Origin of the sequence: Serratia sp. Ag1 (assembly GCF_000743355.1) — a bacterium.
Classification (GTDB): Bacteria; Pseudomonadota; Gammaproteobacteria; order Enterobacterales; family Enterobacteriaceae; genus Chania.
Map to the genome: position 1 here is coordinate 39,397 of NZ_JQEI01000011.1, position 19,196 is coordinate 58,592.

Consider the following 19,196-nt stretch of genomic DNA (forward strand, 5'->3'; position numbering starts at 1 on the left):
AGTGACAGCTCTGCAATACTGTAGATGACTCACGATTTAAAGCTGACATTTCGTTGGCCGCTCATTAGGATAGCGGGACATTCTCGACTTTCGTTGGAGAGCACATGCGCACATTGTGGCGATTCGTTACCGGCTTGTTCAGGTGGACATGGCGTCTGCTAAATTTCATCAGGGAATTTATCCTGAATTTGTTCTTGATTATGCTGATCCTGATTGGGGCCGGTATCTATCTTTCTCTCCAGGGCAGCCCACCGGCAACAACGCCACGTGGGGCGTTACTGGTGAATCTCAGCGGTGTCGTGGTTGATCAACCCTCAGTGAACAGCCGCTTTCGTCAGTGGGGCCGCGAACTGCTGGGTGCTTCCAGCAATCGTCTGCAGGAAAATTCGCTCTTTGATCTGGTCGACTCCATCCGCAAGGCCAAAGACGATCAGAACATTACGGGTATGGTGTTGCAGTTGAATGACTTCGCTGGCGCCGATCAACCTTCATTGCAATATATTGGCAAGGCGCTACGCGAATTCCGTGACAGCGGTAAACCGATCTTTGCCGTTGGCGATAGCTACAACCAGACGCAGTATTATCTGGCTAGCTACGCGAATAAAATCTATCTGTCACCACAAGGCGTGGTCGATCTTCACGGCTTTGCGACCAACAATCTGTACTACAAATCCTTGTTGGACATGTTGAAGGTGACGACAAACATTTTCCGGGTTGGGACGTATAAATCCGCCGTGGAACCCCTGATCCGCGACGATATGTCCCCAGAAGCCCGCGATGCCGACAAACTCTGGGTAGGTGGATTGTGGCAAAACTACCTGAATACCGTGGCAGCCAACCGCCAACTGACACCAGAGCAACTGTTCCCAGGAGCAGCGGCGATCCTCAGTGGCCTGCAAGCTACAGGGGGCGATACGGCCAGGTTCGCACTGGACAGCAAGCAAGTTGATGAGTTGGCCTCTCGCACCGTGATTGAGGAACAATTAGTCAAGACCTTCGGCTGGGACAAGCAGACCAATAATTTCAATGCGATCAGCATCTACGATTATCAACCCAAACCAACGCTGGAACAGGGCGGTGAGATCGCCGTCATCTTCGCCAACGGCGCGATCATGGATGGCCAACAAACCCCAGGCAGCGTGGGTGGCGATAGCGTTGCCGAACAACTGCGGCAGGCGCGTCTGGATCCTAAAGTCAAAGCGCTGGTCTTTCGTGTGAACAGCCCAGGTGGCAGCGTAAGCGCATCTGAAGTGATCCGCTCCGAGCTGGCCGCAGTAAGAGCAGCCGGGAAACCGGTGGTCGTCTCCATGGGGGGGATGGCCGCTTCAGGTGGCTACTGGGTTTCGACACCAGCCGATTACATTATTGCCAGCCCGAGCACCCTCACTGGTTCCATCGGCATCTTTGGTATCATCAACACTTTTGAGAACACGCTTGAGAGCATTGGTGTGCATACTGACGGGGTCGCCACTTCTCCACTGGCCGATCTCACCGTCACCAAAGCTTTGCCTGCAGAATTCTCGCAAATGATGCAATTGAACGTCGAGAACGGCTACAAGAACTTTATCAATCTGGTGGCGAAAGCACGCAAAATGACGCCAGAACAGGTTGATCAGATTGCTCAAGGCCGCGTCTGGATTGGCAATGACGCCAAGAAAAATGGTTTGGTTGATCAACTGGGTGATTTTGATGATGCGGTGAAGAAAGCAGCCGAACTCGCCAAATTGTCTCAGTGGCAACTTAACTGGTTCGTGGATAGCCCAAGCCTGACGGATCTGCTGCTCAGCCAGTTTGGCGTCTCCATCCATGCGATGTTGCCCGCTGCTATCCAATCAATGCTGCCAGCGCCGCTCACCTCCTTCGCTTTAGCGGTGAAAGAGCAACCTGGGATGTTCAGTAATCTGAACGATCCGCAGCACCGCTATGCTATCTGCCTGAGCTGCGGCGAAGTGCGTTAACTTATTAATTTCCAGCCCGGTATCAGCCGGGCTTTTTCCCCCTATAATTCAGCTCATCTGAAATCGATTAAGATTCACGCTATGCACAAGAAATCCATTTATGTCGCCTATACCGGTGGGACTATCGGGATGCAGCGCTCCGAGCACGGTTATATCCCGGTTTCTGGCCATCTGCAGCGCCAACTGTCACAAATGCCCGAATTTCATCGCCCGGAAATGCCGGACTTCACCATTCATGAATATGTCCCGCTGATCGACTCTTCTGATATGACGCCAGAAGACTGGCAACATATTGCCGATGATATTAAACAGAATTACGACCGGTACGACGGCTTTGTCATCCTGCATGGCACTGATACCATGGCTTTCACTGCCTCTGCGCTGTCGTTCATGCTGGAGAATCTGGATAAACCGGTTATTGTGACAGGGTCACAGATTCCTTTGGCAGAATTACGCTCTGACGGCCAAACCAACCTGCTGAATGCGCTGTATCTGGCGGCTCATCACCCAGTCAATGAAGTCAGTCTGTTTTTCAACAACAAACTGTTTCGTGGTAATCGCACAACCAAGGCCCACGCCGACGGTTTTGACGCTTTTGCCTCACCAAATCTGCCCCCGCTGTTGGAGGCCGGGATCCATATCCGCCGCCAAACCGGTATTGCTTCACCGGTCTGTAATGGCGATCTGTTAGTACATAACATCACGCCGCAACCGATCGGCGTGGTGACCATCTACCCTGGGATTTCCGGTGCAGTGGTGCGTAACTTCTTGCTACAACCGGTAAAAGCGCTGATTTTGCGATCTTATGGGGTTGGCAACGCGCCGCAAAAAGCGGAGTTGGTGGATGAATTGCGCGATGCTTCGGCTCGTGGCATCGTAGTGGTCAACCTGACCCAGTGTATCTCAGGCCGTGTCAACATGGGGGGATATGCCACCGGCAATGCTCTGGCCCATGCTGGCGTTATCAGTGGCTTTGATATGACGGTAGAGGCAGCTTTAACCAAACTGCATTACCTGTTGAGCCAACCCTTAACACCAGAAGAAATCCGCGACCAGATGCAGCAGGATCTGCGCGGCGAATTGAGCCCTGCGGGCTAGCCCAACTCGGAGCTGAAATGAAAACTGCCCTGCTCTTGATTGATTTGCAAAACGACTTTTGCCCCGGCGGCGCGCTGCCGGTTACCGAAGGCGATCAGACGATTGCTATTGCCAATCAGGCGATCGACGCCTGCCTGGCCCGGCATGAAATGGTGATTGCCAGCCAGGATTGGCACCCAGCCGATCATCGCAGCTTTGCGGTGAATTCTCACGCGCAGCCCGGCACAATCGGGGAACTAGAAGGATTAACGCAGGTCTGGTGGCCGGTACACTGCGTTCAAGGCACCTCTGGAGCCGCATTTCATCCACAGCTGAACCAACAAGCTCTCACGGCGGTGTTCCGTAAAGGTGAAAACCCCAGCATCGACAGTTACAGCGCGTTCTTTGATAATGGCCGCCGCACACAGACCGCTCTCGATAATTGGCTAAAATCCCAGGGGATTACGCATCTCGCGCTGATGGGGCTGGCAACGGATTATTGCGTGAAATTCAGCGTGCTGGACGCCCTGCATCTCGGTTATCAGACGATGGTGATCACGGAAGGATGCAGAGGCGTTAACCTGCAGCCAGAAGATAGTCAGCAGGCATTACTAGAAATGCAACAGGCAGGCGCACAGTTGGTTACACTGTCACAGTTCATTAACCGCTGAGTTACTGCGGTTTCAGCCTCGCCAAAGGCTCGGCAACAAATTGCTGTTTTAATTCCTGCTTGCTTTTCATCACAATCTGCCCATCCGTACCAATACTCATATGTTGCGGATCGGCATTGTGCATTGACTGCCATAACATGACGGCCTGCAAGCTATGCTCTTTCTGTTGCGGCGTCAGCGCAACGCCATCTGGCCATTTACCCAACTCCACCGCCTGCACCAGCCGCTGATAAATTTCTGGCGTCATGGCAGCAATCAAATCTTTTACTTCCATCAATGCGTTTCCTCACTCAAAGATGAATAATTAGCTGAATCGATTTTGTTGATCAACTTACAACTTAACCCGCCGTTTTCTCGCCACTCTCACCGTCAGTGAAACTCAATGAGGCCGAGTTAACGCAGTAGCGTTCTCCCGTTGGCTGCGGGCCGTCTGGAAACACATGCCCCAGATGCGCATCGCAGTGGCCGCAGCGAATCTCGACTCGCTGCATATTATGAGAGTTATCATCAAGATAAAGAATGGCATCATCAGTAACCGGCTGGTAAAAACTGGGCCATCCGCAACCAGAATCATACTTGCTGTCGGAGTAAAACAGCGGTGCATTGCAGCACAAACAGTGGTATACCCCTTCACGTTTATTGTGCAGCAACTTGCCTGAATACGGCGCTTCTGTGCCACGCTCCTGCGTCACATAGCGTTGGATTTCATTCAGTTCCGTGGCTGGTTGATTTGAGGTTGTCTCTTTAGCCATTTGTGCGATTCCCGGAATGTCGATAATGTCAACGAAAACAATGGCTAATAATAACAAAAAATTAACAACACTGCAGGGGTTTTTGACCTAAACTTTACGCCACAGAGGTTAAACCGCCGCCATGTGTGATCAATGTCGCATATATCGCACGTGCAGACTTTATACTAAACCGTTTGCCCCCATATATCATAAGGGCAAATGTACATGGAATGTGCAATAAGCGTGCAAAACCGGGCCTCGGGTTTGACTTGCCGCAAGAATTGACACGATTCCGCTTGACGCTCGGTAAGGTTTTTGTAATTTTACAATCAACCTTTTATTCACTAACAAATAGCTGGTGGAATATATGACTATCAAAGTAGGTATCAACGGTTTTGGCCGTATCGGTCGCATTGTTTTCCGTGCTGCTCAAGAGCGTTCTGACATTGAAATCGTTGCAATCAACGATCTGTTAGACGCAGAGTACATGGCTTACATGCTCAAGTACGACTCAACCCATGGCCGTTTCAACGGTACTGTGGAAGTTAAAGACGGCCATCTGGTTGTTAACGGCAAAACCATCCGTTGTACCTCAGAAAGAGATCCGGCTAACCTGAAGTGGAACGAAGTCAACGTTGACGTTGTTGCCGAAGCAACGGGTCTGTTCCTGACCGACGAAACTGCGCGTAAACACATCACTGCAGGTGCCAAGAAAGTTGTTCTGACTGGCCCATCCAAAGATGACACCCCGATGTTCGTTATGGGTGTAAACCACAAGTCTTACGCTGGCCAAGAGATCGTTTCTAACGCTTCTTGCACCACCAACTGCCTGGCACCACTGGCAAAAGTGATCAACGACAAGTTCGGTATCGTTGAAGCGCTGATGACCACGGTTCACGCAACAACTGCAACTCAGAAAACCGTTGATGGCCCGTCTCACAAAGATTGGCGCGGCGGCCGTGGCGCAGCACAGAACATCATCCCTTCTTCTACCGGTGCAGCTAAAGCTGTAGGTAAAGTTATCCCAGAACTGAACGGCAAACTGACTGGTATGGCGTTCCGCGTTCCTACTCCGAACGTTTCTGTGGTTGACCTGACCGCCCGTCTGGCAAAACCAGCTTCTTACAAAGAAATCTGTGCTGCCATTAAAGCCGCTTCTGAAGGCGAGCTGAAAGGAGTACTGGGCTACACCGAAGACGAAGTGGTTTCTACCGATTTCAACGGCGAAAAACTGACTTCTGTATTCGATGCTAAAGCCGGTATCGCTCTGAGCGACACTTTTGTGAAACTGGTTTCTTGGTACGATAACGAAACAGGTTACTCTAACAAAGTACTGGACCTGATCTCTCACATCTCCAAATAATTTGGTGTAATGTGTAGTTGATTACGAGGGCGACATTATTGTCGCCCTTTTTACTGGTTTCTTGCGGCGAAAAAAGGCAATTTACGTGTACGATAAAATCTTTACCCTACCCGTTACCGAGCAAATCACCTCCGTTATCAGCCAAAGGCAGTTAGATGAATTGCCAGTCGTGGTAGTTAGCCACCCTAAAGTACGTGCAGCCATTACCTTGCAGGGAGCACATTTGCTGGCCTGGCAACCCACTGGCGATGAACCCGTGCTCTGGTTGAGCGATAATACCCCCTTCAAAGAAGGCGTCGCGATCCGTGGTGGCATTCCAATTTGTTGGCCCTGGTTTGGCACCGCTGGCACGCCATCCCATGGTTTCGCCCGCAATCAGCCTTGGGCTCTGACCGCTCATGATGAAGATGAAAATGGAGTGATCCTGACTTTCACGCTGCAGGATAGCGAAAAAACGCATGCCCTCTGGCCGCATGCCTTTACGCTAATCGCCCGTTTCAAGCTGGGTGAAAAATGTGAAATCGAGCTGGAGTCACATGGCGATTATCAAGCCACCGCCGCATTGCACACTTATTTCAATATTGGCGACATCACTCGCATCAGCGTGGCTGGCCTGGGTGAGCACTATATTGATAAGGTGGCACATATCGCTGACGCTCGTCAGGTGGGAGACTTGGTCTTTGTCGGCCAGACCGATCGGGTCTATACCCAACCAGCCACCCGCAGCGTGATTAACGATCCGGCCTTACAGCGTACAATCGAAGTTAATCACCAGCATATGAGCGATGTGATCGCCTGGAACCCAGGAGCAGAACTCTCTGCCAAAATGGTAGATATGCCAGACGAGGGTTACAAAACCATGGTCTGCGTAGAGACAGGGCGTGTAACCACGCCATTGGTTGCGGCAGCTGAGCAACCTGCCCGCTTGGCAGTGACGCTGCGTACCCGCAAAAACGGTTAAAACTCCTTGCGGCATCTAATGCACCACAGAAGAGCAAAAGGGGCGATAACGCCCCTTTTTAGTGCACATCATGCACAACTATCGTGCACACAGGCTTAAAACTTGTAACTGACCCCGGTAAGCAAAATAGCCGTATACGAGTTATCAACCATCGGACTATCTTTAACTTCGTTAGACAGGCTGATATAACGCCCCGTCATAAATGCGCTCCAACTTGGAGTGAACCGGTAATTCGCAGTCAATTCCACATAAGGCGCAAAACTGTTACCTGCCGTATAGCTGTCCAGCCCACTGCGGCGAGATTCATTATCACTAACGCCATAGTAATAATCTGTTTGATTCTTGCTGCTCCAGGTTATACCGATACCTGGCACCAGCGTCCAGCTATCCAGCATGAAACGATGGAGGTATGTCACATCAGCCAGTACGCCATTACTATTATTCAGCGTATCTGCGGATAATACCGTACGGATAGTCCCCCACTCGGCATTATGTGAATACGTCAGCCCAGCCATCAGCGTGCTACGGCGTTTGTCCAAGAGTTTCATGCGCTCGTCGTCGCTGTCGCCAGGTTTGAAATGCTGAGGCAGGTAGTACGCCATAATACTCAATTGGTTCTGCCGATCATTCCACAGGTAATAACCCGCAGTCAGGCTGCGAAAATAGAAATTATCATCCTCATAATTAATGATAGGCACCGGATAAACGCGTGTCTGATAGCCACGATAAGGCTCTGGCGTAATCAACGCGCCTGCGCCAAGAGACCAGTTTCCGGCTTGAGCATTTTGCGCACAAACCATTGCAGCAGCAATAATGGAGAGCGTTTTGAAATGAGATATCTTCACTGGTTCTTTTCCATAAATGACAAAGTAGATGATTGAATCTAGTTTATGTGAAAATGTAACCATCTGTCGAATTTTTACAATATAAAATGACCAAAATCGAATAACTTAGAACAAAAATAAGAATTTTTAACCGTATAGCCGTAGGTGATTTTGCTACAACCCGCGCCAGATAAGGCATTTGGGCTGATGGCAATAACTGAGTCATTGAAATGACTTAAAAAAGCTTTTTTCAGGCAGGAAATTTTTCAGTATGCAACTACGCTTAAATCAGAAGGTGAATTTATACTGAGCTCAGTGGCATACAAGCGCAACTCGCGATAATAAGCGCACCAAGTTGGCATACGAGTTGCTGTACTCAGATATAACTTCTCTCTTTCGGGAGCCAGAATATAAACACCAGCGCTCCCTTTAACCTGTGCTAATAACGAAAGGACGGGCATCGCCATGAACATATTTGACCACTATCGCCAGCGCTACGAAGCTGCCAAGGACGAAGAGTTCACACTGCAGGAATTTCTTACCATCTGCCGGCAAGATCGCAGTGCATATGCCAATGCAGCGGAACGTCTGCTCATGGCTATCGGTGAACCAGTCATGGTGGACACCGCGCTTGAATCTCGCATGTCACGCCTGTTCTCTAACAGAGTGATCGCTCGCTATCCGGCATTTGAGGAATTCTACGGTATGGAAGAAGCTATCGAACAGATAGTTTCCTACCTGAAACACGCCGCTCAAGGCCTCGAAGAGAAAAAACAGATCCTTTACCTGTTGGGCCCAGTGGGTGGTGGTAAATCGTCATTGGCAGAGCGTTTGAAAGCGCTGATGCAACGTGTGCCTATTTACACCCTGAGCGCCAACGGTGAACGCAGCCCGGTCAACGATCATCCGTTGTGCCTGTTTAACCCGCAGGAGGATGCCAATATTCTGGAGAAAGAATACAACATCCCAACGCGTTATCTCGGCACCATCATGTCGCCGTGGGCGGCGAAACGTCTGCATGAGTTCGGTGGTGACATCACCAAGTTCAAAGTTGTGAAGGTGCGCCCTTCCATACTGGAACAGATCGCCATCGCCAAAACCGAGCCGGGCGATGAAAACAACCAGGATATTTCTGCACTGGTAGGTAAAGTGGATATCCGCAAACTGGAAAACCACGCGCAGAACGACCCCGATGCCTATGGTTACTCCGGTGCTCTGTGCCGAGCCAACCAGGGGATCATGGAGTTCGTCGAGATGTTTAAAGCACCGATTAAAGTGCTGCATCCTCTGCTGACTGCCACCCAGGAAGGTAACTACAACGGTACCGAGGGGATCTCTGCCCTGCCGTTCAGCGGCATTATCCTCGCGCACTCGAATGAATCGGAATGGGTAACCTTCCGTAACAACAAAAACAACGAGGCTTTCCTCGACCGTGTTTACATCGTCAAGGTGCCTTACTGCCTGCGAGTTTCGGAAGAGATCAAAATCTACGACAAACTGCTGGATCACAGTGAGCTGACCCACGCTCCGTGCGCCCCTGGCACACTGGAAACGCTGGCTCGCTTTACCGTGCTCTCACGGCTGAAAGAACCAGAAAACTCGAGTATTTACTCGAAGATGCGGGTCTATGACGGCGAAAGCCTGAAAGATACCGATCCGAAGGCCAAGTCGTATCAGGAGTATCGCGACTATGCCGGGGTGGATGAAGGGATGAACGGTCTTTCAACCCGTTTCGCCTTCAAAATTCTGTCTCGGGTGTTCAACTTCGATCATGCTGAAGTGGCCGCGAACCCGGTTCATCTGTTCTACGTGTTGGAGCAGCAGATCGAGCGCGAGCAGTTCCCGCAAGATCAGGCTGAAAAATACCTGGAGCACCTGAAAGGTTACCTGATTCCAAAATACGCCGAATTTATCGGCAAGGAGATCCAGACCGCTTACCTGGAGTCTTACTCCGAATACGGCCAGAATATTTTTGATCGCTACGTGACCTATGCAGACTTCTGGATCCAGGATCAGGAGTACCGTGACCCAGATACCGGTCAGTTGTTCGACCGTGAATCATTGAACGCAGAACTGGAGAAAATCGAAAAACCGGCGGGCATCAGCAACCCGAAAGATTTCCGTAACGAGATCGTTAACTTTGTTCTGCGTGCCCGTGCCAATAACAGTGGCCGGAACCCGAACTGGACCAGTTACGAGAAGCTGCGGACGGTTATCGAGAAGAAAATGTTCTCGAATACCGAAGAGTTGCTGCCCGTTATTTCCTTCAATGCTAAAACCTCAACGGATGAGCAAAAGAAACACGACGACTTCGTCGACCGTATGATGGAGAAAGGCTATACCCGCAAACAGGTTCGCCTGCTGTGCGAATGGTACCTGCGGGTAAGAAAATCCTCATAACGTCTAATACAGATTTAGCGTTATCGGCCCGAGGCAGTTCGAGCTGCAGGAAAGCAGCAAGCCAGTGCCCCCAGTCATCTATGGATGAATGACTGGGGTTAATGCACAGGCTCGCGGTACTGCGACGAGAAAAGGCAGGGTACGAAAGTTGGCAACGTCGTTTGGGGGAACTATGGCCTATTTCATTGACCGACGGCTGAATGGCAAAAACAAGAGCATGGTGAATCGCCAGCGTTTCTTGCGCCGTTATAAGTCGCAAATCAAACAGTCGATCGCCGAAGCCATCAATAAACGTTCGGTCACCGACGTAGACAGCGGAGAATCCGTTTCGATTCCCTCTGGTGATATCAACGAACCGATGTTTCATCAGGGGCGCGGCGGAACACATCATCGTGTTCATCCAGGCAACGATCACTTTGTGCAAAATGACCGCATTGAGCGCCCTCAAGGTGGCGGTGGCGGCGGTGGTAGCGGCCAAGGTAACGCCAGCCAGGATGGTGACGGTGAAGACGAATTTGTTTTCCAGATTTCTAAAGACGAGTATCTCGATCTGTTATTTGAAGATTTGGCCCTGCCAAACCTGAAAAAGAATCAATATAAGCAGTTAACCGAATACAAAACTCATCGCGCCGGTTACACCGCAAACGGTGTGCCTGCCAATATCAGCGTTGTGCGTTCGCTGCAGAACTCACTGGCGCGGCGAACCGCCATGACCGCCGGTAAACGTCGGGCATTGCATGAGCTTGAGGATACCCTCGCCCAGTTGGAAAACACTGAGCCGGTACAACTGCTGGAAGAGGAACGCCTGCGTAAAGAAATTGCCGAATTGCGCAAAAAGATCTCCAGCGTACCTTTTATCGACACTTTCGATCTGCGTTACAAAAATTATGAGCGACGCCCAGAACCTTCCAGCCAGGCGGTGATGTTCTGCCTGATGGACGTTTCTGGTTCCATGGATCAGGCCACAAAAGATATGGCCAAACGCTTCTATATTCTGCTCTATCTGTTCCTGAGCCGGACTTATAAAAACGTCGAGGTGGTTTACATCCGCCACCATACGCAGGCCAAAGAAGTGGATGAGCAGGAATTTTTCTACTCGCAGGAAACCGGCGGCACCATTGTTTCCAGCGCGTTGAAACTGATGGCGGAAGTGGTTGAGGAGCGCTACGATCCCGCCCAGTGGAATATCTATGCGGCGCAGGCTTCGGATGGGGACAACTGGGCGGACGATTCCCCTCTGTGCCACGAACTGTTGGCAAACAAAATCCTGCCCATGGTACGTTATTACAGCTACATTGAAATCACCCGCCGCGCCCATCAAACGCTGTGGCGCGAATATGAAAACCTGCAGGCAACGTTTGAAAACTTCGCCATGCAGCACATCCGCGAGCAAGAGGATATTTATCCGGTATTCCGGGAGCTATTCCGTAAGCAGACAGCGTAAAACCAATCTTGATCTTAATCAGCCAGATAACTTCGGTTTCTGGCTGATTTCATTTTTGCGAGGGTTGCTTGAGTAAAATCGCCTTCACAGGATCTGCACGACAAACCGTTGCTTGTCGCGGTCTACGCCCCTAGAATACGCGGCTGAAAAAACAACTGGGATCGGTTTCATGTCATCGCTGTGGGTAGCAACGCAATACTTTTATTTGATTGGCCTGTTAATTTCTATGGTTTTTACCTATCTGGTCAGCAAGGATAGCATTAAAATTCGGTGCATAAGCGCTGTAACCATCGGCCTGACGTGGCCATTGAGCCTGCCTGTCGTACTGCTATTTGCTCTATTTTAACAATATCAAACCCGCCTTCCGCGTTATTTTTACTTTTGAATATGAGGTTCCGAGATGTCTACCATGCGGCAGATCTTGCTGAAGTTGCTGGATTTCTCGCAGACTTTGTCGAAGACAAAAACGCCAAGGTAACCGAGTACCAGCAAATAACCGACCATGCATAGAATAAAGATAAATGTTCTCAATGCTAGCTACCAACACAACGTAAGGACAATAAATATCATACTCTGCCTCAGTGGTTTTCGCCTATTTCAAAGTAAACACCACACCGGCCAATTTACACTCCCTGACCAGGTTTGGTGTACCATTAGGGTACCTATACCACGGCGGGAGCCCCCCAATGCATCACCTGATGTTAGACATTGAAACGCTTGACGTAACACCCAGTGCAGTGATTTTGGTCGTTGCGGCAGTCTTTTTTGATCCTAAAACCGGTAAGTTGGGCGCTGAATTTGAAGCCACGGTCAACAGCCAGCAAGAACAACCGGGGCGCACGTTCAACCTTGCTACCATTGCCTGGTGGGCAAAACAGTCTGACGAGGCACGCAAATTGGCCTTCGGTGGAACAGACAGCCTCAAGCGCGTCTTGACCAACCTAAAGCACTTTATTCATATGCACAGCACCGATAAGGTGAAGGTATGGGGCAACGGTAAAGAGTTCGACTGTACGATCCTGGAGCACGCCTTCAACCAGTTCGACATACCCTGCCCCTGGAATTTCTGGGATACGCAGGATGTACGAACTATCGTTACGTTGGCAGAATTACACGGCTTCAATCCGAAGAAAGCGCGCCCCTTCGAAGGCACGCCCCATCGCGCATTAGATGATGCAAAACATCAGGCTCGTTACGTTGCTGACGCGATCTCCGCACTCTATTACCGCAAAACACCGTCGGCTTGAGGCTGCCAAATGTCTTTCAAACCGCGTTAATAGTGACCCGCGCCGCCAACCCGGTCAGTAACTCATAACCCAACGTGCCAGCGACGCTTGCAACATCGTCCACCGGCAGATTCCGCCCCCACAATTCCACTGGCGTACCGATTGTCGCCAGCGGGCAAGGTGTCAGATCCACCATCATCATATCCATCGAAACGCTACCCAATGTGCCCGTCAGTACCCCATCGACCCACACTGGCGTAGCGTTGGGTGCATGGCGTGGATAACCATCGGCATAACCACAGGCCACAATACCAATGCGCTGCGGCCCAGTCGCAGTATAACGGCCACTATAACCCACCCGGTCACCCTGCTTTAAGTTTTGAATACCGATGATTTCACTGCTGAGCGTCATCGCCGGTTGCAGGCCGATATCAGCAACGTCGTGCCATTGCCCTGTTGGCGAGGCACCATAAAGAATAATGCCTGGTCTGACCCAAGAGCCATGAGTCGTTGGGTGCCACAAAGTGGCTGCCGAGTTCGCCAGGCACCGTGGTAACGAGATAGCCGCAGTCGCACGCTCGATTGTGGCCATCTGTTGCACAACCCCCTCGTCGCTGTCGGCAGTGGCAAAGTGGCTCATCAGCGTCAGCGAAGCAATATTGCGCAGTTCCTGCGCTTTCAGCCAAACGCTGTGAAAACGTTCTGGAGCAAACCCCAAACGATTCATACCACTATTCAGTTTTAGGTAAACATCTAAAGGCGCTTGCAGACGAGCTTCAACAATTGCCTGAAGTTGCCAGTCGCTGTTCACGGCAGTCACCAAGCGATAGCGATCAATCAACTGTAAATCTTCTGGCTGGAAAAAACCTTCCAACAGCAGAATCGGGCCATTCCAGCCTGATTCACGTAACAGCACAGCTTCAGCCAGATCAAGCAAGGCAAAGCCATCCGTTTGTGCCATGCTGCGCCAGACATTTTTCAGGCCATGCCCATAGGCATTAGCTTTAACAACCGACCAGACTTTTGCTCCGGGGGCATAACGGCGGGCCACCTGTAAATTGTTTGTAAAAGCGTCTAAATGCAGCGTAGCGATAATCGGGCGGGGCATGGGGTTTTCCTTTTGGCCTCATGGCGGCGGCCACAGGTAGTCACCTGCGGCACTCATCACATATTATTAGCGTGCCGGGTGCACGTCTTTCAGAGGAATAGCTGTCCTCTGGCGAAAATCGGCGCTATAACGCGCAACCCCCAAATCGTCTGATGGTATTGCTGGCGTTGTGCCAGAAATCAGATTGGCAATCAACTGCCCGGAACCACAGGCCATTGTCCAGCCGAGCGTGCCATGCCCCGTGTTCAGATAGAGATTTTTCAGCGCAGTACGGCCAACAATCGGTGTGCCATCCGGCGTCATCGGGCGCAGGCCGGTCCAGAAGGAGGCATCCTCAATCCTGCCACCATTGGGATAGAGATCGCGAACCACCATCTCCAGGGTTTCGCGGCGTTTCTGTTCAAGTTCGGTATTGAAGCCAACAATCTCAGCCATACCGCCAACACGGATCCGCTGGTCAAAACGAGTAATAGCGATTTTATAGGTTTCATCCAACACGGTAGAGAAAGGAGCGGCAGCCTCATCAGCGATCGGGATCGTCAACGAATAACCTTTTAACGGATAAACCGGAATGGAAACCAGATCGCCTAACAATGCCGTAGAGTAAGCCCCAAACGCGACCACATAGCTGTCCGCCTGAATCACTTCACCGTCGCATTGCACTCCGCTGATTTTATCGCCCTCAACCAACAGGCGTTCGACGCTGCGATTAAACAGGAAGTTGACACCCACCTGTTGCGCCAGTTGCGCCAACTGTTGGGTAAAAAGTTGGCAATCCCCGGTTTCATCATTAGGAAGTTGCAAACCACCGGTCAGTTTGTGCGCGACCTGTACCAGAGCGGGTTCAACCGTGGCTAGCTGGCTGGCCGCCAACAGTTGATAAGGCACCCCAGCATCTTCCAGCACCGCGATGTCCTTAGCCGCGTTCTCAAACTGCTGTGGCGTTCGGAACAGTTGCAACGTCCCCCCCTGACGGCCTTCATATTGAATACCCGTTTCCTGACGCAACGCTTTTATACAGTCACGGCTGTACTCAGCCAAACGCACCATACGACCTTTATTCGTCATATAATGGGCAGTATCGCAGTTTCTCAACATCTGCCACATCCAGCGTAACTGGAAGCTGCTACCGTCAAGGCGTATCGCCAATGGTGCATGGCGTTGGAACATCCATTTAATCGCCTTCAGCGGCACGCCCGGAGCAGCCCAAGGTGCGGCATAACCCGGTGAAATCTGCCCCGCATTGGCCGCACTGGTCTCCATCGCTGGGCCCGGTTGACGGTCGATAACTGTGACCTCATGACCGGCTTTTGCCAAGTACCAAGCACTGGCAACGCCTACCACTCCACTCCCCAAAATCACCACACGCATCACTGACTCCAGCTCGAATTCGTGAAAAGCACAATCATCTGATTACATGAAATTAACTTAGTGAAAAAAACCAAACAACATATTGCTCATTAATCGTGACAATATTCACATTTAATTTATCGTTCAAATGGAGATCTTTTTCAATAGACGCCTGTAAATAGCGATAAGATGTTGTAAAAGTGGCCATAAAGAAATAAATAGCTCCTCAAGTGCTGTCATTGATTGCACTGAAGGCAGTGCAGGAGCCTTCAATGACAATACTCCATTAATGGTATATAAATGGAATGCACAGCATTTAAACAGAGTATTATATTTATAATAACGCATTATTTTAGAATATTATGTCTTAACAGTCCCGCACTTGCGCAGCAGAAAAAACTCACACAGACAGTAACGTGAGCCACCAGCAAACTTTCTTAAACATAAAAAAACCCACCAAAAGAGGTGGGTGAGTTGCCGATCATTACTGCTTGGCCGATTAGAAACGGTAACCCGCTCCCAGAGTCCAGGTGCCTATTTTAAAGTCACCCAGCTTGGAGTATTCGTAATGCGCATCAATGGCGATATTTGGTGTGACATTCAACTGCAAACCCGCACCATATGCGACGCTGGTTTTACTGTCATCGACGCTGATTGAAGAGCCACCATATGACGCACTGCCACTGTCTGTTCCGTGAGCCAGACCCAGTACCCCATATGCGCTGATGTATTCGTTAAAGCGATAAGCAGGGCCAGCAACAAGAGAATAATATTTCAAATCCTCACTGCCTATTTTCGTCGAGCCATAATAGTAGTCATAGGATTGCTGAGTATAGGTAAATGAAGCAATAACGCCTAAATTATCATCAAGTTCATAACGATACTTTAAGTTAAAGCCCTTAGGATTTTCATCCAGAGTATTGCCATCCACTTTTACATGACTTTGCGCATAGCCTAGAGAAACCGTGCTTTCACCCGCCGCCTGAGCGCCAAAAGCCAGAGCCATAGTACCTGCCAGAAGTAATGATAAATGCGTTTTTTTCATTTTAGTCCCTTGTTAGAAGTCAAAACCCATCAGCGACAGATATCTGCCATTTCGCTGGTAGGACGAGCCAATAATTTAATCATTATGTTTTATAAAAGTCACCTCAAAATTGATTTAATCATATATTTTTCATGAAGATACAAAATATTTATGGTTCAGGATGAACAAATAAATATAAAGCAGAGCGATCGGTGATAACCCGTTTGAGCCATAAGTTGCACCCCCTTTCGAGCGGACTATACTCGAAGAGAGAAAAGGTGATTAGCCCATGCCTTCTCGACCAGAAATCAGCATATACCCAAGCAACTTGAAGTATGACGGGTATAAACAGCCGCAAGAGATCAGGACGATCGCGGTAATCAGTAAGTTGAAAGCGAGCCAATGATGAATGAAGAGTAAGAGGTTAATTTTACTTTACTGATATATAACGGTTTATTTCAACCTGGACTATGATTGATACAGGGCCTGTCAAAATGAGCAGAGTCCGTTAATAACGAGGGTGCGCTGATGACTACTTCGACACATAAAAAGGTTAAGGAAGATAAACGTCTGAGCGATGGACCAGACTGGACGTTCGACCTGCTGCAAGTCTATCTGGAGCAGGTTGACCGGGTGGCCAAGCATTACCGGCTCGACACCTATCCACATCAAATCGAGGTTATTACCTCTGAACAGATGATGGATGCCTACTCCAGCGTCGGGATGCCGATTAACTATACCCACTGGTCGTTCGGCAAAAAATTCATTGAGACCGAACAGCGCTATAAACAAGGCCAGCAAGGCTTGGCCTATGAAATCGTGATCAACTCCAACCCGTGCATCGCCTATCTGATGGAAGAAAACACCATCACCATGCAGGCGTTGGTCATGGCGCATGCCTGCTATGGGCACAACTCGTTTTTCAAAAACAATTATCTGTTCCGCAGTTGGACCGATGCCAGCTCCATTGTGGATTATCTGCTGTTTGCCCGTCACTACATCAGCCAATGTGAAGAACGCTATGGCGTCGAGGAAGTGGAAAAGCTGCTCGACTCTTGCCATGCGTTGATGAATTACGGCGTTGATCGCTACAAAAGGCCGCAAAAAATTTCGCTGCTGGAAGAGAAAGCACGGCAGAAAAGCCGTGAGGAATATCTGCAAAGCCAGGTTAACTCGCTGTGGAAAACCTTGCCACGCGTAGACCGTGAAGCGCTGCCAGAGCAGGCGTTACGCTACCCGCGCGAACCACAGGAGAATATTCTCTATTTTATGGAGAAAAACGCCCCGCTGTTGGAATCATGGCAGCGAGAAGTGTTACGCATCGTGCGTAAGGTGAGTCAGTATTTCTATCCGCAAAAACAGACCCAGGTGATGAACGAAGGCTGGGCTACGTTCTGGCATTACACCATCCTGAATCATCTTTATGATGAAGGGCGTGTGACGGATCGCTTTATGATGGAGTTCTTGCACAGCCATACCAATGTGGTATTCCAACCGCCCTACAACAGCCCGTATTACAACGGCATTAACCCGTATGCGCTCGGTTTTGCCATGTTCCAGGACATTAAACGCATCTGCCAATCCCCCACTGACGAGGATCGTTACTGGTTCCCGGACATTGCCGGTAAAGACTGGCTGGATACGCTGCATTTTGCCATGCGGGATTTCAAAGACGAGAGCTTTATCAGCCAGTTCCTGTCGCCGAAAGTCATGCGTGACTTCCGCCTGTTCACCGTGCTGGATGACGATCGCAACAATTACCTGGAGATCTCGGCAATCCACAATGAAGAGGGGTATCGCGCAATACGCCAGGAGTTATCAGCCCAATACAACCTGAGTAATAATGAACCCAACATTCAGATCTGGAATGTCGATCTGCGTGGCGATCGCTCGCTGACACTGCGCTACGTTCCGCAAGATCGCGCTCCGCTGGATAAAAGCCGCAGAGAGGTCATGAAACACCTGCACCGCCTATGGGGCTTCGACATCATTCTGGAGCAGAAAAACGAAGATGGCAGTATCGAACTGCTCGATCGTTGCCCACCAAGGCCGACAACGCTGTAAACCATCAATGACAAAGGGCGCAATCTGCGCCCTTTGACTGGCTAAGAAACCGACTAGCGACGAGCTTCGGTCAGATCGCTTGGCATTGCGCCCTGCATACTATGCCAGATGGCTCCACTCTCTTTACCGTAACTGCGTACGCAATCCATCACCTGATCGTACATCCTTTCATGGCACAGGGTAGAAAGCTTGTTATAAAAGCTGAGAGCCAGCTTACGTGCATCCGGGTTAGAAAAATAATAACGGCCAACGCGCGTATAGAGCCCTTTCAAGCCATTAAGAATCAGACCATAAATCGGGTTGCCAGAAGCAAAAGCCAGACCACGGAAGATTTCGTAATCGAGATGATTGAATGCATCTGCTTTATCTTCAACCTGCGTGGCTTTCGCCAGCACTTCCTGCGCCTGCTCCGGGTGGTTACGCACCGCAGCCCGGATAAAAATAGAAGCAATATTGGTACGCACGGCAAGTAGGTTATCGATCAGTTGTGGGACACTGTTATGATCGAGACGGGCTAAAGTTTCCAGAATATTAAGGCCAGACGTTTCCCAAAAATTGTTTACTTTGGTCGGTTTGCCATGCTGGATGGTCAACCAACCATCACGAGCCAATCGCTGTAAAACCTCACGCAATGTGGTGCGTGTCACACCAATCAGTTCTGAGAGTTCACGTTCCGCGGGCAAAATAGAGCCAGGGGGGAAGCGATTATTCCAAATACTTTCAATAATATATTCTTCCGCGAAACCGGCAGGACTCTGCGCCTTTATAACCATGTGTTTGACGTTCCGTAGCGACAATAAGCTGTAATAGTAATTGGCAGATCATACCAGATCACCGAGGCATCACATAGCAGGAGAAAAAAACATTAAACGAAAGTGTGCATAAGCTGGCAAAAAATATGCGATAACACCGCACTGCAGAAATTTCTGCCATAAAACACACCTTGGATTGCATCCTACCCGCAGCGATTGCTAGGGTATATGCCTGTCATACTT

The 19,196-nt window shown here is 50.0% G+C and carries 17 protein-coding genes; 10 read left to right on the forward strand and 7 right to left on the reverse strand.

Features of this window, described 5'->3' with window-relative positions:
• The first annotated feature begins 104 nt into the window (after nt 1-104).
• The 3 genes from sppA to pncA all read left to right on the forward strand — a co-directional run bounded on the left by sppA (nt 105) and on the right by pncA (nt 3,706).
• Nucleotides 105-1,958 carry a signal peptide peptidase SppA gene (sppA, locus tag IV04_RS06500; RefSeq protein ID WP_037399009.1) on the forward strand — a complete coding sequence of 618 codons (1,854 nt, stop codon included), beginning with the start codon at nt 105-107 and terminating at the stop codon, nt 1,956-1,958.
• 81 nt (nt 1,959-2,039) lie between these two features.
• Nucleotides 2,040-3,056: an asparaginase gene (gene ansA / locus IV04_RS06505; RefSeq protein ID WP_037399007.1), complete on the forward strand. Its 1,017-nt coding sequence runs from the start codon at nt 2,040-2,042 to the stop codon at nt 3,054-3,056.
• 17 nt (nt 3,057-3,073) lie between these two features.
• Nucleotides 3,074-3,706 (forward strand): bifunctional nicotinamidase/pyrazinamidase, encoded by a 633-nt coding sequence (gene pncA, locus IV04_RS06510; protein WP_037399005.1) that lies wholly within the window; start codon nt 3,074-3,076, stop codon nt 3,704-3,706.
• Nucleotide 3,707: 1 nt separating this feature from the next.
• Here the strand turns inward: pncA and IV04_RS06515 are convergent, their stop codons facing one another.
• Both IV04_RS06515 and msrB read right to left on the reverse strand, forming a co-directional pair.
• Nucleotides 3,708-3,980, reverse strand: a complete 273-nt coding sequence (locus IV04_RS06515; protein ID WP_037399002.1) for a YeaC family protein — start codon at nt 3,978-3,980, stop codon at nt 3,708-3,710.
• A gap of 64 nt (nt 3,981-4,044) precedes the next feature.
• Nucleotides 4,045-4,458, reverse strand: coding sequence for a peptide-methionine (R)-S-oxide reductase MsrB (gene msrB, locus IV04_RS06520; RefSeq protein WP_037399001.1), 414 nt, complete (start codon nt 4,456-4,458; stop codon nt 4,045-4,047).
• 346 nt (nt 4,459-4,804) lie between these two features.
• On the opposite strand from msrB, the gene gapA reads away from it, so the two are divergent.
• Nucleotides 4,805-5,800, forward strand: a complete 996-nt coding sequence (gene gapA, locus IV04_RS06525) for a glyceraldehyde-3-phosphate dehydrogenase (RefSeq protein WP_037398998.1) — start codon at nt 4,805-4,807, stop codon at nt 5,798-5,800.
• A gap of 85 nt (nt 5,801-5,885) precedes the next feature.
• Entirely contained in the window at nt 5,886-6,761 is an 876-nt protein-coding gene (locus IV04_RS06530) for a D-hexose-6-phosphate mutarotase (RefSeq protein WP_037398997.1), read from the forward strand.
• A gap of 95 nt (nt 6,762-6,856) precedes the next feature.
• Here the strand turns inward: IV04_RS06530 and IV04_RS06535 are convergent, their stop codons facing one another.
• Complete coding sequence (locus tag IV04_RS06535; protein WP_037399996.1) at nt 6,857-7,561, reverse strand: MipA/OmpV family protein; 705 nt, start codon at nt 7,559-7,561, stop codon at nt 6,857-6,859.
• A 489-nt stretch (nt 7,562-8,050) separates the two neighbouring features.
• Here IV04_RS06535 and yeaG point away from each other — a divergent pair, with 489 nt between their 5' ends.
• From yeaG to IV04_RS06555, 4 genes are all read left to right on the forward strand, one after another.
• A complete protein-coding gene (yeaG, locus tag IV04_RS06540; RefSeq protein ID WP_037398995.1) occupies nt 8,051-9,985 on the forward strand; it encodes a protein kinase YeaG in 1,935 nt (644 codons plus the stop codon).
• 172 nt (nt 9,986-10,157) lie between these two features.
• Nucleotides 10,158-11,429 (forward strand): YeaH/YhbH family protein, encoded by a 1,272-nt coding sequence (locus tag IV04_RS06545; RefSeq protein WP_037398993.1) that lies wholly within the window; start codon nt 10,158-10,160, stop codon nt 11,427-11,429.
• 169 nt (nt 11,430-11,598) lie between these two features.
• The gene (locus tag IV04_RS25090) at nt 11,599-11,775 is read left to right on the forward strand and encodes a GhoT/OrtT family toxin (protein ID WP_037398990.1); all 177 of its coding nucleotides are present in this window, start codon (nt 11,599-11,601) and stop codon (nt 11,773-11,775) included.
• Between the two features lie 340 nt (nt 11,776-12,115).
• Nucleotides 12,116-12,676: a 3'-5' exonuclease gene (locus IV04_RS06555; RefSeq protein ID WP_037398988.1), complete on the forward strand. Its 561-nt coding sequence runs from the start codon at nt 12,116-12,118 to the stop codon at nt 12,674-12,676.
• A 16-nt stretch (nt 12,677-12,692) separates the two neighbouring features.
• Here the strand turns inward: IV04_RS06555 and dadX are convergent, their stop codons facing one another.
• The 3 genes from dadX to IV04_RS06570 all read right to left on the reverse strand — a co-directional run bounded on the left by dadX (nt 12,693) and on the right by IV04_RS06570 (nt 16,158).
• The gene (gene dadX / locus IV04_RS06560) at nt 12,693-13,763 is read right to left on the reverse strand and encodes a catabolic alanine racemase DadX (RefSeq protein WP_037398985.1); all 1,071 of its coding nucleotides are present in this window, start codon (nt 13,761-13,763) and stop codon (nt 12,693-12,695) included.
• A 66-nt stretch (nt 13,764-13,829) separates the two neighbouring features.
• Complete coding sequence (locus IV04_RS06565) at nt 13,830-15,134, reverse strand: D-amino acid dehydrogenase (protein ID WP_037398983.1); 1,305 nt, start codon at nt 15,132-15,134, stop codon at nt 13,830-13,832.
• Between the two features lie 478 nt (nt 15,135-15,612).
• Complete coding sequence (locus IV04_RS06570) at nt 15,613-16,158, reverse strand: Ail/Lom family outer membrane beta-barrel protein (protein WP_037398981.1); 546 nt, start codon at nt 16,156-16,158, stop codon at nt 15,613-15,615.
• A gap of 507 nt (nt 16,159-16,665) precedes the next feature.
• On the opposite strand from IV04_RS06570, the gene IV04_RS06575 reads away from it, so the two are divergent.
• Nucleotides 16,666-18,201: a SpoVR family protein gene (locus IV04_RS06575; RefSeq protein WP_037398979.1), complete on the forward strand. Its 1,536-nt coding sequence runs from the start codon at nt 16,666-16,668 to the stop codon at nt 18,199-18,201.
• 53 nt (nt 18,202-18,254) lie between these two features.
• On the opposite strand, the gene fadR is transcribed toward IV04_RS06575, so the two are convergent.
• Nucleotides 18,255-18,974, reverse strand: coding sequence for a fatty acid metabolism transcriptional regulator FadR (gene fadR, locus IV04_RS06580; RefSeq protein ID WP_037398977.1), 720 nt, complete (start codon nt 18,972-18,974; stop codon nt 18,255-18,257).
• Nucleotides 18,975-19,196 lie beyond the last annotated feature (222 nt).

Excerpts from the sequence above, each read along its gene's own strand:
- sppA (WP_037399009.1), top strand. The coding sequence starts at position 105 with ATGCGCACATTGTGGCGATTCGTTACCGGCTTGTTCAGGTGGACATGG.
- ansA (WP_037399007.1), top strand. The coding sequence starts at position 2,040 with ATGCACAAGAAATCCATTTATGTCGCCTATACCGGTGGGACTATCGGG.
- pncA (WP_037399005.1), top strand. The coding sequence starts at position 3,074 with ATGAAAACTGCCCTGCTCTTGATTGATTTGCAAAACGACTTTTGCCCC.
- IV04_RS06515 (WP_037399002.1), bottom strand. The coding sequence starts at position 3,980 with ATGGAAGTAAAAGATTTGATTGCTGCCATGACGCCAGAAATTTATCAG.
- msrB (WP_037399001.1), bottom strand. The coding sequence starts at position 4,458 with ATGGCTAAAGAGACAACCTCAAATCAACCAGCCACGGAACTGAATGAA.
- gapA (WP_037398998.1), top strand. The coding sequence starts at position 4,805 with ATGACTATCAAAGTAGGTATCAACGGTTTTGGCCGTATCGGTCGCATT.
- IV04_RS06535 (WP_037399996.1), bottom strand. The coding sequence starts at position 7,561 with ATGGTTTGTGCGCAAAATGCTCAAGCCGGAAACTGGTCTCTTGGCGCA.
- yeaG (WP_037398995.1), top strand. The coding sequence starts at position 8,051 with ATGAACATATTTGACCACTATCGCCAGCGCTACGAAGCTGCCAAGGAC.
- IV04_RS06545 (WP_037398993.1), top strand. The coding sequence starts at position 10,158 with ATGGCCTATTTCATTGACCGACGGCTGAATGGCAAAAACAAGAGCATG.
- IV04_RS25090 (WP_037398990.1), top strand. The coding sequence starts at position 11,599 with ATGTCATCGCTGTGGGTAGCAACGCAATACTTTTATTTGATTGGCCTG.
- IV04_RS06555 (WP_037398988.1), top strand. The coding sequence starts at position 12,116 with ATGCATCACCTGATGTTAGACATTGAAACGCTTGACGTAACACCCAGT.
- dadX (WP_037398985.1), bottom strand. The coding sequence starts at position 13,763 with ATGCCCCGCCCGATTATCGCTACGCTGCATTTAGACGCTTTTACAAAC.
- IV04_RS06565 (WP_037398983.1), bottom strand. The coding sequence starts at position 15,134 with ATGCGTGTGGTGATTTTGGGGAGTGGAGTGGTAGGCGTTGCCAGTGCT.
- IV04_RS06570 (WP_037398981.1), bottom strand. The coding sequence starts at position 16,158 with ATGAAAAAAACGCATTTATCATTACTTCTGGCAGGTACTATGGCTCTG.
- IV04_RS06575 (WP_037398979.1), top strand. The coding sequence starts at position 16,666 with ATGACTACTTCGACACATAAAAAGGTTAAGGAAGATAAACGTCTGAGC.
- fadR (WP_037398977.1), bottom strand. The coding sequence starts at position 18,974 with ATGGTTATAAAGGCGCAGAGTCCTGCCGGTTTCGCGGAAGAATATATT.